Genomic DNA, 15,404 nt, shown 5'->3' on the forward strand with positions numbered 1-15,404 from the left:
GCGTCCTTTCAGCAGCATGGGGTGAGTTCGGCGATCAGCGGGGCGCACAGCTCCGCGTTGCCGGCGCAGCAATCCTTGACGAGAAAGAGCGTTAGCGCGCGCAGGCCGTCGAGATCGGCACGATAGATGATCGAGCGGCTATGACGTTCGGATCGCACCAGCCCGCCACGGGCGAGGATGCCGAGGTGTGCGGACATCGTGTTTTGCGGTACGTCGAGCTGACGGGCGATTTCGCCGGCAGCCAAGCCATGCGGTTCGTGCCGCACCAACAGGCGGAACACGTCGAGGCGTGTTCCTTGTGCGAGCGCGCCGAGCGCTGAAATTGCCGTGTTGTTTTCCATATATCCAGGATAGCAGCTATATGGTTTCGGTCCAGACGTTGATAGCACCAAGTAGGCAGGCAGTCGGCACCCTACGCTCTTTTCCGAAGTCCCCAACGAGTGGGGCGGGACCCCGCGGGCACGGCTCTATCGGCCCGCTGGGCGTGCCGACCGAGCCATCGTGCCGGCGTCTCGGCCCTGCCGGTGACGATTCTCGCGTAAGGTGTGCCACATGGCACACCTGCGAACGCGCAGGGCGCGAGCAGTGTTTCGATTGGCGTCGACGCCCTCCCCCGGAGGCCACGCCGCACAGCACTTCGCGCGCAGAACCGCGTGTCGTGAGTTGATGGGCTTAGCCTGATCCCCCCGATACGTCGGGCGCAGCCTTCGGATCGGGGTCTTGCGCCTTGCCCTTCGCGGCACCCGGCTGCTTTGCGCTCATGGCGGTCAGATAAGCGACGATCGCCGGCACGTCAGCCTGTGCAACGGGAGCCTTGTAGACCTCGCGCATCTTGGTGACCTCCGCGGTCCACTGGTCGGAAGAGAGTGGCGGCTGGTTCAGCGCCATGCTCGCCGAATGACACGAGGTGCAGTTGGCGTTGATGACGTCCGCATGCGGACCAGCCGGATATTGCCCTTCGTCGGTCGGGAGATCGACCGAGGTGGACGCCAGCGAGAAGCCGCGCGCCGAAACGCTTGGCGGCGGTGGTGCGGCCGGGGCGGCAGGCGGCGGGGCTATGCGGCTGTTCGGGGCACCGATCGCAAGTAGCAGAACGACGGTCGCGCCGACGAACCCAAACGACAGCGTGCCGATGGAAGGCGTTTTCATGGGGGAGCGCTCCTCAGCCGACGACGATGTTGGTGGTTTCAATGTTGCCGCGCATGAACCCGCCCGGGTTCCAGATCGGCGTCATCGGCTGCGCGATGCCGGCGGTGTTCCAGCAGCGCGACATCAGCCTGGTCGGGCCCGCATGCGTGAGCGGCACCTGCGCGTCCCAGCGGCGGAAACTGTATTTGCCGTGATCGGGGCCGAGCGTCGTCTTGTACCAGGTCTTGCCGTTGTCGGTCGACACATCGACCTTGGCGACGCCGCAATCGCCCCCCATCGCAATGCCGCCCAGCGGGATCGACCGGTCGAACGCGATCGCCTGCCCTTCGTCGAGGCTCGTGACCCAACTGCGCGGGATCATCTTGTTGATCGGAACGGCCGGGAAATCCTTCTGGCCCGGCCGCACGTTCGCGCCTGGAGTGTCAGGGATTTTGTACGCCTTGGCCATCCAGTAACCGTCGTCGGGCGCGGCGAGCACCTCGATGTCGTTCAGCATCTTGACCCAATAGGTCGAATACCAGCCGGGTACGATCAGCCGGACCGGGAAGCCGTTGAGGAGCGGCATCTGTTCGCCGTTCATCCCGAAGGCGAGCATCACTTCGCCGTCGCGTGCGTGGTCGATCGACAGCGACTTGGCGAAATCCGGTCCACCCGCGACCACCGGCTGGTCGAGCGCACCGAACCGCACTGCAACCGCGCCCGGCTTCACGCCGGCGATGTCGAGCACGTCGCGCAGGCGCACGCCGAGCCATTTGGCGTTGCCCATGGCCCCGTGACGCCACTGCGCACCGGCAACGGGCGGCTGGAACAGCGCACGCGAATTGCCCGAGCATTGGTTGATCGCCGCCAGCTCGACGCGTGGCAACTTCAGCAGTTGCGCGAGCGAGATTGACAGCGGCCGCGTGACCGCGCCGTGCACCTTGATCCGGAACGCCTCGACATCGATCGCGGTGGGGATGTCAGCCCAGTGCCAGCGGACGAAGAACTGGTCGTTTGGCGTGAAGACGTCACCATTGAACACGCTCATCGGCGTTTCCAGCAGAGGCGGGTGGATACGCTGGAGGATCATGTTGCCCTTGCCAGGGAACGCACTGGTCATCGGTCGTTCCGACGGACCGCCAGGCAGGTGCAGATCGACAATGCTCTGCGCCAGCGCGGGTGCGGCGATCAACGCGCCGCTGCCGATCGCAGCCTCTGCGAGAAAGCGACGGCGGTTCGTCGCCTGCGCCAGTTTCATATCCAGGCTGTCCACCAGCATTCTCCCTTCGATGTCATGCTCTTATGCGCGATCCGTCCGACGGTCTGCCCGGTACGGGTCGATCGGATGCGCCGGTTCGATCCGGCAGGACGATCAGTTCGGCCCATCAATTGGCTTGGGCGATGCAGGGCGACACGAACAGGTTTCCGCGCCAGCCGCCTGTGACCGTCTTGGCGCCGACCAGCAGCCACATCGCTGCGAGCGCGATGGTAAGGACGGTGCCGACGATCCCGAAAAAGCCGAGCTGGAGCGTCGTGCCGAGCTTGAAGGTGGCGACCGTGTAGACGCCGAGCGGGAAGGTGTAGCCCCACCACCCGAGGTTGAACGGAATGCCCGCGCGCCAGTAGCGGATCGTGATCAGCGTCGCGAGCGCCAGCCACCACAGGCCGAAGCCCCAGAGCAGCAGCCCGGCGATCGTGCCGATCCCCTGCGCTACCGCGCCGATCTGGCCGAGGCCGTTGGCGGCGAGGATCGCGGGCGCGTCGCTGCCGAGCACCAGCATCCCGAGCGCACCGGTGCCGATCGGGCCTAGTGCGAGCCAACTCGATGCGGCCATGCTCTCGTGCGGCAGCTTGTGCAGCGCCATCCGCAGGATGAGGATCGCGAGGATGCCGAACGCGACCGGCACCGAATACGCCCAGAGGACAAAGGAGGTCGCCAGCACCACGAACTGGTGGTGCGCGTCCGCCAGATGCGGTGCGAGCAGGCCTCCGCTCGCGCCTGCGACCTCGGCCGCGACCACTGGCAGGAGCCACACCGCGGTCATGCCGTCGAGCGAATGTTCGTGCCGGGTAAACATGAGGTAGGGGATCGCTACACCGCAGGCGAGCGACATCGCGACGTCGATCCACCACAATGTCTCGGCGATCGGGATAACGCCGGCGCCGAACCGCGGCAGGCCGAACGCCAGGAACCCGTTGATGATCGTCGCGAGGCCCATCGGGATCGTGCCGATGAACATCGACACGGTATTGTGCCCGAAGATCCGACGCGCCTCGTGCCCGAACATCGTCCAGCGCGCGGTGTAGAGCCCGGCGAACAGCGTGAAGAGCGCGATGTTGAAATACCACAACGCCTCGCCGACCGGGTGCAGCGATGCGCCGACGCCCGGCACCTGCGGCAAGGCCAGCGCGAGGATGCCCGTGCCCATCGTAGCGGCGAACCAGTTGGGGGTGAACTGGCGGATCATCTCGCGCGGAGAATCAAGCCGGCTGAGCGGCTTCAGACCATCGAGAACGGGTTTCAGATCGGCAGTCACTTCCCAGTCTCCTTGATGAGATCGGTCAGCGCGTCGGCCGCCCGGGTACGATAGCGCTCCTTGTGCCGCAGCGCGTAGAATGGACGCCGCGGCAGACCGAGCGGCAGATCGTGCAACGTGCCGGCCGCGATTGCAGGTGCGACGACATGCTGCGACAGCACCGCGACGCCCGCGCCGGCCTCGACCGCGCTGCGGACCGCCTCGTTCGATGGCAGGGTCAGCGCTATGGTAAGGTCCGACGGATCGACGCCGCGCTGGCGCAACACCTCCTCGAACGACGAGCGCGTGCCCGATCCCTGCTCGCGGACGATCCAGCGCGCGGTCCGGATCCAGTCCTCGTCGATCGTGTCGGCAGCGCGGTCACTCACCAGCACCATGCGGTCGTTCGCGACGGTCCAATGCGCGAGCGCGGGCTCGTCGATCACACCCTCGACGAAGCCAAGCTCGACTGCACCGTCGAGCACGCGCGCCGCGGCCCCTTCCGTGTTGTCGATCGCCAGTTCTATCGTGATGGACGGGTAGCGCGCATGAAACGCCGCCAGCTGGCGGGGTAGCCAATAGCCCGCGATCGTCTGGCTCGCGACCAGCCGCAGTGTGCCGCGCTCCAGTCCGGCATATTCGGCCAATGCAAGTTCTGCACTGGCAGCACGGCCAAGCACTGCGCGTGCGTCGACCAGAAACATACGGCCCGCTTCGGACAGTTCGATCCCACGGCCGACCCGGTGGAACAGCGGCACGCCGTGCCGCGCTTCTAGCGCGGCGATGGCAGCGCTTGCGGCCGACTGCGTCACATTGAGCGCTTCGGCAGCGCGCGTCATGTGCTCGCGCTCTGCGACACCGACGAAAATCCTGAGTTGTTCCAGGGTCATGCCCGATCTCCTTGCCCCAATGATAGGGAAAGGAGATCAATCGCACCAACCAAATATTATGGTCGTTTCAATCATAATTACAGATTGGTCATTTCAGAATGTCGATAACCGCCTCACGTTCATCGACCAGTTCGGCAATCGTGCGATCGAGCATCGTTCGCTGGAATGGATCGAGGATCAGTCCTTCGATACGCACATAGCCACCGCTTTTGCAGAGCACCGGCACGCCGCACACCAGCCCTTGCGGGATACCGTAGGAGCCGTCTGACACCACGCCCATCGACACCCAATTGTCGCCTGCGCCGTGCACCCAATCGCGCAGATGGTCGATCGCCGCATTTGCGGCCGATGCGGCCGAGGACGCACCCCGTGCTTCGATGATCGCGGTGCCGCGCTGCGCAACGGTGGGGATCAGGGTCTCGCGGTACCAGGCCTCGTTTCCGATACGGTCGGCAAGCTTTTGGCCATCGAGTTCGGCATTCCCCCAGTCGGCAAACATCGTCGGCGAATGGTTTCCCCAGACGACGAGCTTTGTAATCGCATCGACACCGACACCCGCTTTGGCCGCAAGCTGTCCCTGCGCGCGATTGTGATCGAGGCGGATCATCGACGTGATGTTTTCGGCAGGGAAACCCGGCGCGCTTTGCGCAAGGATCCAGGCATTTGTGTTGGCGGGATTGCCGACGACCAGGATCTTGGCGTCGCGTTTGGCCACTGCGTCCAGCGCTGCGCCCTGCGTCTTGAAGATCGCTGCGTTGGCAGCGAGCAAATCACGGCGCTCCATGCCCTTCGAGCGGGGACGAGACCCGACCAGCATGGCCGCATCGATGTCCTTGAAAGCCACCATCGGATCATCAGTAATGATCACATCTGCCAGCAGCGGAAACGCGCAATCCTCCAGTTCCATGACCACGCCGCGTACTGCGTCCAGCGCCTGCGGCACGTCGAGCAGTTGAAGGATAACGGGCTGGTCCGGTCCGAACACGTCACCCTGCGCGACCCGGAAGAGCAGCGAATAGCAAATTTGTCCTGCGGCACCGCTGATCGCGATCCTGACGGGGGGCTTGGTCATTTTGGAAAGGGCTTTCGTTGGAAGATTACAGACGGTGTGAGACCGATTAACGCGCCGCCAGGGCAAGCGCCGCATCGCGCCCGGATGGCACCAGATTGGCGAGACCTTTTCCTGATCTTACGGCACCAGGAACGTAGATCAGGCTTTGCGCATCCGTACTGATCGGGATCGTCGACACGGTGGTGTACGTCAGCGTGTCGATCCCAGCGACCTTGTTGGTTCCGGCCAGGCTGGCATAGATCCTCGTACCATCGCCCGACGGCCAAACCGCACTCGGAGCCGCTTGTAGCGGGACGGTTGCCACAGCCTCCAGGCTGTCGGTTCTATAGACCTTGATTGCAGGTTGATCGCCGCCAACGCTGACATAGGCAAAGGAATCGTCTGCGCGCTGGGCGAAGTTGACCGCGCCCGTCGCTGGACCAGTGTTTATCACTTCGTGTACCGCAAACGGCGGTTTGGCAGCAAAGACCGTGGTCGTGCCGCTCTCGCGGCGTGTTGCCCAGATCTGTTTGCCATCTGGCGAGACCGCGATTGCTCCCGCACCTGCACCGTTGCTGGCAACGTGTCCGACGACGCGCCGATCCTCGACGTCGACAACCAGGATGGACGGCCTTTCAGTAAGCGATACAAAGGCATAGCGTCCGTTTGGCGACAGGATGGTCGCGCCCGCTCCGCCACTTGCTGGTACGCGGGTGATCTCCCGCGCGGTCTTAGGATCCACGACCGCGATGGCATGTTCATCGCCGAGCGAAACCCAGAGTTCGTGCCCATTGGGCGTAAACGCGACGGCGGTAGGCGACGTCTGGAACACGGTCCGGCCTCGTTCCGTGTTCGTGGCCAGATCTACGAGCGTCACACTGTGCTGCGCTGATGCCGATACCGCCAGGGTCCGCCCGTCACGCGTTGCAGCCAGGTGCTGGACTCTGGGGCTGGAAAAGCTGGGCTCAGCTATCGCGCTTTTGGCGAGGTCGATGCGTCCCAGTTCGTTGCCCGCTGCAGGATCGATGACAACGATCTTCGTCGATGTAGGGTCAGACACATAGATCCGGTCATGATGGCTGAGGTCGATATCAGCCTTCGACCACGGTGCCTGAACCGCCTTGATATCGTAGGGAAAGTCGTCCGCCGCAGGTGCAGCCCAATAGGCCTGAGCGATCACCGGGACTGGCGCTACGGAGGCCAACATCGCGGCAACCAAAACGATCGCAGCTTTCATCGTTTGATCCTTATCGCGGATCCGGCGGGTGATCGTGCCAGTCCGATGCCGTTAGATCGACCGATATGTCCCCTGCGTCCAACGCATGGTCGCGATGGTTTCAATACGAAAACGCGATCATAGATCGCCTACCGTTCTTGTTAGATGATCAGAACAACCATGCTTATGCGTTGGATCGACGGCTGCGCCGCGATCATTACGCTGTCACGCTCGGCGTTGATCGCTCGCGTGTCATAAATGGGAACACTAAAGGCATGACGATGAAATTTCGCACGGCTTTGCTAACGGCGATAGCCGTGTCCGTATCGACGGGTGCTTTAGCGCAAACGGACGGTTTCGCGTCCGCAATGGATGCGGCGATGGCGCGGATGCACGGCGCGATGATGACCGGTTATTCGAGCGATCCCGATCGCGACTTCGCCAAAATGATGATCCCGCATCATCAGGGCGCGATCGACATGGCCGAAGTCGAACTGCGGTTCGGCAAGGATGAACGCCTGCGCCGGCTCGCCCAGGGAATCATCGTCGAACAGCGTCAGGAAATCGCGGTGATGCAGGGCATCCTATCCGAAGGCGGCGCGTTGCTGCCTCACACCGAACCGACCGCGACCGGTCACCCCCATCACGGAGACCGTCCATGAAGCGTTTTACCTTAACCGCCTGTGCTGCCCTGTCTTTTTCGGCCCCGGCATTTGCGCAGCAGGTACCGAACGCGACCCCCGACATCCCTGTTAGCGCGCACGACCGGTTCTACACTTCGGACCAGTTCTCCAACACCGTGTCGGTGATCGATCCGTCGACCAACACGCTGCTCGGCGTCATCAAGCTCGGCGACCAGACCCCGGCCAATCTCAGCCCGCTCTACAAGGGGCAGCTGCTCGTGCACGGCATGGGCTTCTCGCCCGATCGCAAGACGCTGGCGGTAATATCGATCGGCTCGAACTCGGTGACGTTCATCGACACTGCGACCAATGCCGTGAAGCACACGACCTATGTGGGCCGATCGCCGCACGAAGCGTTCTTCCGCCCCGACGGTCGCGAAGTCTGGGTCGCGGTGCGCGGCGAGGATTATATCCAGGTGCTCGACGGTAAGACCTTCGCGCCGACCACGCGCATCCCCGTTCCTAATGGCCCCGGCATGACGATCTTTTCGCCAAACGGGAAATACGGTTACGTCTGTTCGAGCTTCTCGCCCGAGACAGTTGTGATCGACACCGCCTCGAAGAAGATCGTCGGTCGCGTCAAGCAGGCGAGCCCGTTCTGCCCTGACATCGCCGCGACGCCCGACGGTAAGCAGGTCTGGTTGACGCTCAAGGACGTCGGCAAGGTCATGGTGTTCGACGCCAAGCCACCCTTCGCAGTGCTCAAGACGTTCGATACCGGCGCGATCACCAACCACGTCAATATCGCCCGCAATAAGAATGGCCAGTTCGCCTTTGTGACGGTCGGCACCGAGAATGTCGTGAAGGTGTTCCGCACCACTGACTTCGTGCAGGTGGCGAGCATCCCGGTCGGCGCGCTCCCGCACGGCCTATGGCCGTCGGGCGACGGCACGCGGATGTATGTCGGGCTGGAGAACGCCGATGCGGTCGCGGCGATCGACACAGCAAGCAACACCGTCATCGCGACGATTCCAATCGGTCAGGGGCCGCAAGGCGTGGCATATGTTCCCGGCGCGGTGCCGGTAGGCGATGGCCGTGCAAACCTGGTGCCGCTCGCGCAGGCCGGCATGAAGATCCAGCTGACTCTATCCGGGACTGGGCGCAGCCAGGTCACGCTGTTCGATCAAGGCCAGGTCCAGATTTTGCAGGCGGCGGTTGCGGGCCTCAGCCCAAAGATGCCCTATGTCCTTGGATTATCCTCCCACGCTGACGGCAGCGGCGTGATCCAGCCTCTGGCGAAGTTCATGACCAATCCGGCGGGCGGCGCGATAGTAAACACGCTCGGACCGCTCCGCCAGATCGTCAGCGACGCGAAAGGCGACATGCGCCGTTACCTCGTCATTGCTCCGGGCGACCCGATGATGCCGGGCGCTGTCGTTCAGGTGCAAAAATGAGGATTCCGGTGAAACCTGCGCCCCGCTGTCCGTGTCCGGTATATTCGGCATGACGCTGGGCTAGGTCGACACGACGTCTCGAGAGTGTCGGAAAGCACTTGTTTGTCGCACAATGGTGATTACGACTGGGTTTTCTACATATCGGGCCGCTGAATGCCGACAATGGGAAGGAAAGCGGACTGGCTGCTTTAGAGAGGGCAGGTGCGCTCCACTACCTGGTGCACTTCCATTTCGTCGCAGCAGGATGCCTTTACGCCTAGCTCATTACAGGCCCCGATCCGGCGCCGCATCGGCCTTCCGTGCCTGCCCGCCTGATAGTGCTGGGGGTCGCCGTCGTGATCCACTCGATCATGTCGCAGCTGCTCTACGCCGGGCTGTTCGTCGCCATATCCGTGCCGGTTGAACAGTTTCGCCGCGGTGCGGAGCTGATGTCAGTACATGGCGCCCAACTCGCCGGAATGGGTCTGCGATGCGGCATGTTCTGGGTCAAAATCGAAGCCCGGCTTAAGCGAGACCGGTAGGACGAAGCGTTTGCTGCGTGCCGGCTGGTCAGCTTTCTCCAAACAACTCACGTTGCGCCTTGTCCAATTCCTCTGCGTAGCGGCGTCGCGCATAGCTCTCGGAGAGGATGCCGAGAACTGCCCCGTCGCTTCCAACTACCGCCAGTTCGTCCGCACCTTCGGTATCGAACGTAGTCATGACGCTTCTGATGTCTGAATCCGGCGTAAGGGCGAGACCCGTGTGGATCGCCAGCGACCCGATCGGTGCCTTCTGATCGACCTCTTCGGCAAATGCACTGGCAGTCTGTACGATACCGCCATAATTTTCGTGGTCATCGACTAGTAGGACCCGACTTGTGGAACCAAGCGGAAACGCCCGACGAAACTCGGCGATCGTCGTGTTGCACGGCGTAGCCCTTTCGACACGTCGCATCATCTTGCCCGCTGTAAGCGTTCTGACCCAGCCGACATCGCGGGCGCTTTTGATGGTTTCGCCCCGGAGATGCAGGCGCCACGTAGAAAAGGAATAGCCGAACAGCTCGCGGACGATGGTGGACGAGACCAGCGATGCTGCAATGGCCGCGCCGGCAAGGGAGAAGTCGTGGGTCGCCTCAAGGACTAGCATCGCCATCGTCATCGGCCCGCCAACTACGGCGACCGCTAATGCGGCCATCCCCACCAGGGCCGCATTGTGCGGGTCGATCACAGGCGATCCGACAATCCATTCGAGTGAACCAGCAAACAGGTGACCCAGCAGGCTGCCCAAGAACAAGGATGCGAAGAACAGGCCACCGCGGAAGCCAAAGCCAAGTGAGATGATGGAGGCCGCGCACTTGACGACGAAGATGGCGGCGAGGAAGCGCAGCGATACCTCGGCTTCAAGATTGAGGTGGAGGGCGCCGTGACCAGCAGAGAGAATTTGCGGCGTGAGCATCGCCAGAGGGATGAGCAGAAGACCGCCCAATATCGGCCGGCAAATCGAGGGTATCGGCAGTTTGCGTGTAGCTGCTTCCATCTCCGCAACAGCCCGCATCAGCAGTATACCAGCGCCAGCGGCACAGGCCCCAAGACCGGCGTAGAGAAGGTAGTGGAACGTCTCGATCTGTTCGCCTGCATTAGCCGCAACCAGATACGGTTGAGCACCAAACGCCTGCGCCACAAGGACACTCGCCAGGCACGCCGCAGCGACAGGTGCCAGCGCTGATATCGTATAGGCCCCGATTACGATCTCAAAGGCATAGAAGGCCCCAGCTAATGGAGCCCCGAATGCACCTGCGATGGCGGCGCCCGTTCCGGCGCCGACCAAGATGCGCAGATCGGACCTGCGTAACGCAAACCAGTTGCCGCTGAGCGAGGCGACGAGCCCTCCCAACTGCGCATACGCCGCCTCAAGCCCCACAGACGCACCGAAGCCGTTGGAAAGGATCGTTTGCCCGGAGATAACGAGGCTGTCGGACCATGACATGCGACCACCATGAAGGGCGTTCGCCTCTACAGCGTCGACCATCCGGCGCCGGCGAGCATGAGTAACCCAAGAGAAGAGTGCGAGGACGGCTCCACCAGCCGGCAGGGCAAGTAGAGCAAGGTAAGGGATCGTCGTGGCCGCACTCAGCCTTTCATCCGGCGACAAGGCATAAAGCAGATGCTGCATCGCCTGTGCGAGCGTACCCTGGACGACACTGAGCAATCCGGCTGCACTGCCGATCATGATGGCCAGCACGATGAGTGCAGCTTCGCTGGATCGAAAAGCTTTACGGAGCCACGATGGCGCCACCCGACCAGATCCAGGTGGACTAGCTGCGCTATCGATCAGTGGCGCTGAAGCCATGTCAGTCGGCGTCCTGCATCAAGGTTGCAAACAGGGCTGCGGCGAGAACGGCGCTCGAAAGCCACATCACAATCGACAGCGTCCAAGACGTCGCCAGTCCAGCTGCCGTGATTGTTGCAAGCAGTAGGACGATGAGAACGGGCATGGCTGCCCGCGAGTGGAAAAAACGCATGAAGCCGCCTACGCCTGCTACATCTGCGGTGCCACAACCTTCCGAGCCGCCCGGTACGCTTCCTCGCCACGGACGCCATTCAGTATCTTCGAACGCCTGCGGCTTGGCCATGCTGCCCATCAACAGTACCCGGCGATCAGTGCAGTGGCCAAGTCCACATCACTAGAGGCGTACCAACCAAGACCACCAGAACCGATAGTGGTGCGCCCAGCCGGGCGTAATCGCTGAAGCGGTAGCCCCCAGGACCAAAAACCAAGGTGTTACACTGATGCCCAATCGGCGTCAGGAAATCGCATCCTGCCCCGATAGCGGTCCCGATGAGGAAGGCTTCGGGGCGATATCCGAGGTCATGCGCGAACACCGCCGCGATTGGCGCCATCACCAAGACCGTCGCGGCATTGTTGAGAAACGGCGTCACAGCCATCGCCGCTACGAGGATCAGGGCGACCGCGCCCCATGGCGGCAAGGAGGCCGCCAGATGGGCAAGCGAGGTCGCGAGTACATCCGACGCGCCGGTGGTGCGCAGGGTTTCACTGACCGGAATGAGCGCGCCCAGCATGATGAGAATTGGCCATTCGACGCCATCATAGGCATCTCGCAGCGGTAGCGCTCCGGTCGCCATCATTAGACCGGCAGCGGCGAAGAAGGCGACGGCCACAGGCACATAGCCGGTCGCGGTTACGGTCATCGCCACCGCGAGGATGATAAGTGGTAGGAAGCGACGCTTCGAACTTCCCAGACGCAGGGCACGCTCTGCCAGCGGCAGCGTACCGAGGTCACGCATGCGTTCCGGCAAGAGTGTGAGGGGTCCTTGAAGAACAATGACATCGCCGGCGCGCAAGACGGTCTCGCTGAGCTGCTTGGTCAGCCGTTTGCCGGCGCGCGATACCGCGATGAGATTGACGCCATAGCGTTGCTGAAGCCGCAGTCGTCCAGCGGACTGGCGGACCAACACGGAGCCGGTGGTGATGACCGCCTCAATGACGCCAACCTCATCATCTTCGCTGCCTTCCGGTAGGTCACGATGCTGTCCGGCAAGTGCTAGGTGGTCACCCGCAATGACACGCTCAAGCGTATCCGGGTCACCGCCCAAGATCAGCGTGTCGCCGGCAGCCAGAAGGAACTCGGCCGTAATGCTCGTGCGCACATCGTCACGGACAACATTGGCGATCGTCACCTCATTATCATGACGGTCGATGAAGGACTCAACCGTTTCGCCGACAGCGGGCGATCCGTCTTGGATGGTCGCCTCAGTGACATAGTCCGTGATGTTTAGAGCTTCGCCCATGGTCGGCGCTGCGCGGCGTTCCCTGGGCAGGAGGCGGTAGCCGAAACGCAGGAAAATGAGGCCGACCACAAGCAGGCCCAGCCCCGTTGGCAGATAATCGAACATGCCGAACGGCTCACCGGTCATCTGCTCTCGTACTCTGCTGACAATAATATTCGGCGACGTACCAACGAGGGTCATCAACCCGCCAAGGAGCGAAGCGAACGACATCGGCATCAGGAACACCGAGGGGCTAGTGTCCGATTTCTTCGCCGTCTGCACGGCTGCCGGCATCAGCATAGCCAAGGCACCGACGTTCTTTACGAGCCCGGACGATACCCCGACTGCCGTAGTCAGCACCACGAGTTGCGACCGGACGCGTGTCACGCGCCGCGCCAGTATCCCGAGCGCGCTCTCGATTAGGCCGGAACGCTGCATTGCCGATGAGATCACCAGCGCCGATCCAACGATGATAACGATGTCATCGGAAAAGCCAGTAAATGCCGCTTTGGGCTTCACCAATCCCAGCGACAGCCCGGCAAGCAGGGCGATGATGGCCGTGACATCATAGCGAAATCGGCCCCAAAGAAAGAGGCCCATCATGCCAATCAGCAGGCCAATCGACATAAGTTGCGGCGTGGTCATGCAAGCAGAATCCGTAAAATGGCGATAGTCACGCCGGTTATTGCAGCCAAATCCCGACGAGTGCCGCCAAGACGGCAATCGCTAGGAAGCCGTTCACAGAGATCAGCAACCAAGCCGGCAGTCGCTGAGTGTCGGGCCGCGGTGGGGCGATAGGAATCATTTCACGCCAGACCGCTGCAACGAAGCAGAAGCCGCTGAACAGGATCAGGACGGTTGCGGTCGCACCGGCAAGCCAGCCGGGCACGATGTTCTCAAGCAATGCGCGGGCGCCAATTCCTGCGGCTAGAGCGGCAAGCCCGGTACGGACCCAGGCTGCGTAGGTGCGCTCCGCTGCCATGACTGTTCGATCGGCAGCAAGCTCCGTGCGCCGATCGGCGCTATCTGCTTGCTGCTTGGCGCTATGCTCCAACCGGTCCGCACCGTGAACGAATGGGCCGTTGAAATCACGGGTCAATGACAGTCGTTCGTTGGCCATGGATGATCAACGATACCCACACGCTTTCAGCACATCGAATGTTAAAAAGGATCATGCCGAATAAGTTATCGAGGTTAGCAGATCCCCCGCCTTCACAGGTGTCAAAACCGGCTGGTTGCGGCACGAAACCTTTCTCGAAAACGATCCAGACCGTGCGAAAACTCCAACCCCGAATGTAGCGTACTAATATAGCTGCGTGTCGGTTGCCAGGTGATTGGCTATCTTGCGTCGCAGCCATATCTGGCGACGTTATGTTTCGAGCATCACGTCTGTATCGGGGGCGGCGGTGAGTTTTCGCACGGTCTGGATCGAATTTCGGGAATGTCCGGGTTGGGCAGGAAAGCGGAACGGCGGCTTTCGGGAAGGTGCTGGCGATGGCCGACATTCTGTGGCGCTGCCTCCTTTTACAGGAGTATCTATCGTTACATTCACACGCTCGGCGGTCTGCTACGATCGAACTCCATTTTGAAGATTCCGTCAGACCTCAAAACATAGGTGCAATGATGCCAATCTTCCTGACTCTCTTTAAGCATGTCACGCCTTAGGGCGGATAGAGCATCATTGACGGATCGGTTCATGGTTCTCTCACCTTCCACCCCCTCAACAAGCTTACCGTTGCACACGACATCGTAGCGCCTCTGTATCCAGTCGTCATGAACTTCTGCCACGATCCATACTTCGGATACAGAAGCCGCTAGCATTGGAGCAATTGCGAGGGCGATGCTCTCCAGCTGACGGCTACTTTCCATTTCTGCATTTACCTCCGATACCAGATTATATCAGCGTAATCGCTTTTGCGATCCATTTTACCGCGCTTGCCCATTGGCCGTAACTAGACAGCTTTACCAATCCCGAGCGCCCCGATTGCAACTCATGTCTGGAAAGTTCCCCATAATCCCACTGAACGAATGACTACTACCGGGACTCCGAATTACTAACCCGAGCGTCCGGGTGTGGGCGTGAACGGCCCTGCCGTTTTTAAGCGCCGACTAGCCCCGCCAGTGTCGGAAAACACATGATAGCCGACACCCCCGACCTGCGCTTTCGCCGAACCATACCCACCTCCACCCATAATGATCGACAAACCCTATCGCTTTGGTAAAGTGTGCGAGAACGTACTTTCGAAGGTTTGTCGTACATGTTGGTCGGATATATGAGGGTGTCGTCAGCCGACGATCGTCAGACGGTCGACCTGCAACGTGACGCGCTGGTAGCAGCTGGCGTTGATCATCGGCATCTCCATACTGACAAGGCATCGGGCGCTCGCGACGATCGACCTGGGCTGAAAGCATGCCTCGACTATTTGAACGCGGGCGACACGCTGGTTGTGTGGAAGCTCGACCGGTTAGGACGTTCGCTGCCCCACCTGCTGACGATCGTCACCGACCTGAAGGCGCGCGGCATCGCGTTCCGATCGCTGACCGAGCAGATGGATACGACCACGCCGCACGGCGAGTTGCTGTTCTCGCTGTTCGGTGCATTGGCTCAGTATGAGCGTGCGCTGACGCGCGAACGAGTGATGGCGGGACTAGCCGCTGCCAAACGTCGAGGACGCCAAGGGGGGCGGCCACCTATGATCGACGCCGAAACTCTTGAACGGATCACTGCTGCGCTGGATGGCGGAGCCAGTAAGGCGTCT

Annotated in this window: 15 protein-coding genes; 4 read left to right on the plus strand and 11 right to left on the minus strand. The window is 61.8% G+C overall.

The genetic code is table 11. The features are described from left to right. Nucleotides 1–8 precede the first annotated feature (8 nt). The 7 genes from ASG20_RS18700 to ASG20_RS18730 all read right to left on the minus strand — a co-directional run bounded on the left by ASG20_RS18700 (nt 9) and on the right by ASG20_RS18730 (nt 6,822). On the minus strand, nt 9–341 hold the full coding sequence (locus tag ASG20_RS18700; protein ID WP_056056382.1) for an ArsR/SmtB family transcription factor: 333 nt from the start codon (nt 339–341) through the stop codon (nt 9–11). A gap of 331 nt (nt 342–672) precedes the next feature. After that, nucleotides 673–1,149, minus strand: coding sequence for a hypothetical protein (locus tag ASG20_RS18705; RefSeq protein ID WP_031439129.1), 477 nt, complete (start codon nt 1,147–1,149; stop codon nt 673–675). A gap of 13 nt (nt 1,150–1,162) precedes the next feature. Next, a complete protein-coding gene (locus ASG20_RS18710) occupies nt 1,163–2,407 on the minus strand; it encodes a molybdopterin-dependent oxidoreductase (protein ID WP_197983136.1) in 1,245 nt (414 codons plus the stop codon). A 106-nt stretch (nt 2,408–2,513) separates the two neighbouring features. Further along, nucleotides 2,514–3,665, minus strand: coding sequence for a TDT family transporter (locus ASG20_RS18715; RefSeq protein ID WP_056056383.1), 1,152 nt, complete (start codon nt 3,663–3,665; stop codon nt 2,514–2,516). Continuing rightward, nucleotides 3,662–4,534 (minus strand): LysR family transcriptional regulator, encoded by an 873-nt coding sequence (locus tag ASG20_RS18720; protein ID WP_056056384.1) that lies wholly within the window; start codon nt 4,532–4,534, stop codon nt 3,662–3,664. The genes ASG20_RS18715 and ASG20_RS18720 overlap by 4 nt, the downstream gene beginning before the upstream one ends. Nucleotides 4,535–4,622: 88 nt before the next feature. Next, the gene (locus ASG20_RS18725) at nt 4,623–5,606 is read right to left on the minus strand and encodes a malate dehydrogenase (RefSeq protein ID WP_056056386.1); all 984 of its coding nucleotides are present in this window, start codon (nt 5,604–5,606) and stop codon (nt 4,623–4,625) included. A gap of 46 nt (nt 5,607–5,652) precedes the next feature. After that, entirely contained in the window at nt 5,653–6,822 is a 1,170-nt protein-coding gene (locus ASG20_RS18730) for a YncE family protein (protein ID WP_056056388.1), read from the minus strand. A 65-nt stretch (nt 6,823–6,887) separates the two neighbouring features. Here ASG20_RS18730 and copM point away from each other — a divergent pair, with 65 nt between their 5' ends. The 3 genes from copM to ASG20_RS18745 all read left to right on the plus strand — a co-directional run bounded on the left by copM (nt 6,888) and on the right by ASG20_RS18745 (nt 9,399). Further along, the gene (copM, locus tag ASG20_RS18735; RefSeq protein WP_236698803.1) at nt 6,888–7,463 is read left to right on the plus strand and encodes a CopM family metallochaperone; all 576 of its coding nucleotides are present in this window, start codon (nt 6,888–6,890) and stop codon (nt 7,461–7,463) included. Then, the gene (locus ASG20_RS18740) at nt 7,460–8,878 is read left to right on the plus strand and encodes a YncE family protein (RefSeq protein WP_056056390.1); all 1,419 of its coding nucleotides are present in this window, start codon (nt 7,460–7,462) and stop codon (nt 8,876–8,878) included. Before copM ends, ASG20_RS18740 begins: the two co-directional genes overlap by 4 nt. A 335-nt stretch (nt 8,879–9,213) precedes the next feature. Further along, nucleotides 9,214–9,399, plus strand: a complete 186-nt coding sequence (locus ASG20_RS18745; RefSeq protein WP_132898276.1) for a hypothetical protein — start codon at nt 9,214–9,216, stop codon at nt 9,397–9,399. Between the two features lie 28 nt (nt 9,400–9,427). Here the strand turns inward: ASG20_RS18745 and ASG20_RS18750 are convergent, their stop codons facing one another. Genes ASG20_RS18750 through ASG20_RS18760 form a run of 4 tightly spaced genes read right to left on the minus strand, consistent with a single transcriptional unit; the run spans nt 9,428 to nt 13,765 of the window. Next, a complete protein-coding gene (locus ASG20_RS18750; protein ID WP_082445489.1) occupies nt 9,428–11,206 on the minus strand; it encodes a chloride channel protein in 1,779 nt (592 codons plus the stop codon). A 1-nt stretch (nt 11,207) separates the two neighbouring features. After that, entirely contained in the window at nt 11,208–11,489 is a 282-nt protein-coding gene (locus tag ASG20_RS19600; RefSeq protein ID WP_132833781.1) for a hypothetical protein, read from the minus strand. A 25-nt stretch (nt 11,490–11,514) separates the two neighbouring features. After that, on the minus strand, nt 11,515–13,290 hold the full coding sequence (locus ASG20_RS18755; protein ID WP_056019265.1) for an SLC13 family permease: 1,776 nt from the start codon (nt 13,288–13,290) through the stop codon (nt 11,515–11,517). A 37-nt stretch (nt 13,291–13,327) separates the two neighbouring features. Then, nucleotides 13,328–13,765 (minus strand): DUF202 domain-containing protein, encoded by a 438-nt coding sequence (locus ASG20_RS18760; protein WP_056019268.1) that lies wholly within the window; start codon nt 13,763–13,765, stop codon nt 13,328–13,330. 1,138 nt (nt 13,766–14,903) lie between these two features. Between ASG20_RS18760 and ASG20_RS18765 the strand changes: the two genes are divergently transcribed. Beyond that, nucleotides 14,904–15,404, plus strand: a 501-nt coding sequence (locus ASG20_RS18765; RefSeq protein ID WP_056056392.1) for a recombinase family protein, incomplete at its 3' end; no start/stop codon positions are given.

The sequence above is a fragment of the Sphingomonas sp. Leaf198 genome (assembly GCF_001424005.1).
In the GTDB taxonomy this organism is placed as follows: Bacteria; Pseudomonadota; Alphaproteobacteria; order Sphingomonadales; family Sphingomonadaceae; genus Sphingomonas.

Excerpts from the sequence above, each read along its gene's own strand:
- ASG20_RS18700 (WP_056056382.1), bottom strand. The coding sequence starts at position 341 with ATGGAAAACAACACGGCAATTTCAGCGCTCGGCGCGCTCGCACAAGGA.
- ASG20_RS18705 (WP_031439129.1), bottom strand. The coding sequence starts at position 1,149 with ATGAAAACGCCTTCCATCGGCACGCTGTCGTTTGGGTTCGTCGGCGCG.
- ASG20_RS18710 (WP_197983136.1), bottom strand. The coding sequence starts at position 2,407 with ATGCTGGTGGACAGCCTGGATATGAAACTGGCGCAGGCGACGAACCGC.
- ASG20_RS18720 (WP_056056384.1), bottom strand. The coding sequence starts at position 4,534 with ATGACCCTGGAACAACTCAGGATTTTCGTCGGTGTCGCAGAGCGCGAG.
- ASG20_RS18725 (WP_056056386.1), bottom strand. The coding sequence starts at position 5,606 with ATGACCAAGCCCCCCGTCAGGATCGCGATCAGCGGTGCCGCAGGACAA.
- ASG20_RS18730 (WP_056056388.1), bottom strand. The coding sequence starts at position 6,822 with ATGAAAGCTGCGATCGTTTTGGTTGCCGCGATGTTGGCCTCCGTAGCG.
- copM (WP_236698803.1), top strand. The coding sequence starts at position 6,888 with ATGTCCCCTGCGTCCAACGCATGGTCGCGATGGTTTCAATACGAAAAC.
- ASG20_RS18740 (WP_056056390.1), top strand. The coding sequence starts at position 7,460 with ATGAAGCGTTTTACCTTAACCGCCTGTGCTGCCCTGTCTTTTTCGGCC.
- ASG20_RS18750 (WP_082445489.1), bottom strand. The coding sequence starts at position 11,206 with ATGGCTTCAGCGCCACTGATCGATAGCGCAGCTAGTCCACCTGGATCT.
- ASG20_RS19600 (WP_132833781.1), bottom strand. The coding sequence starts at position 11,489 with ATGGCCAAGCCGCAGGCGTTCGAAGATACTGAATGGCGTCCGTGGCGA.
- ASG20_RS18755 (WP_056019265.1), bottom strand. The coding sequence starts at position 13,290 with ATGACCACGCCGCAACTTATGTCGATTGGCCTGCTGATTGGCATGATG.
- ASG20_RS18760 (WP_056019268.1), bottom strand. The coding sequence starts at position 13,765 with ATGGCCAACGAACGACTGTCATTGACCCGTGATTTCAACGGCCCATTC.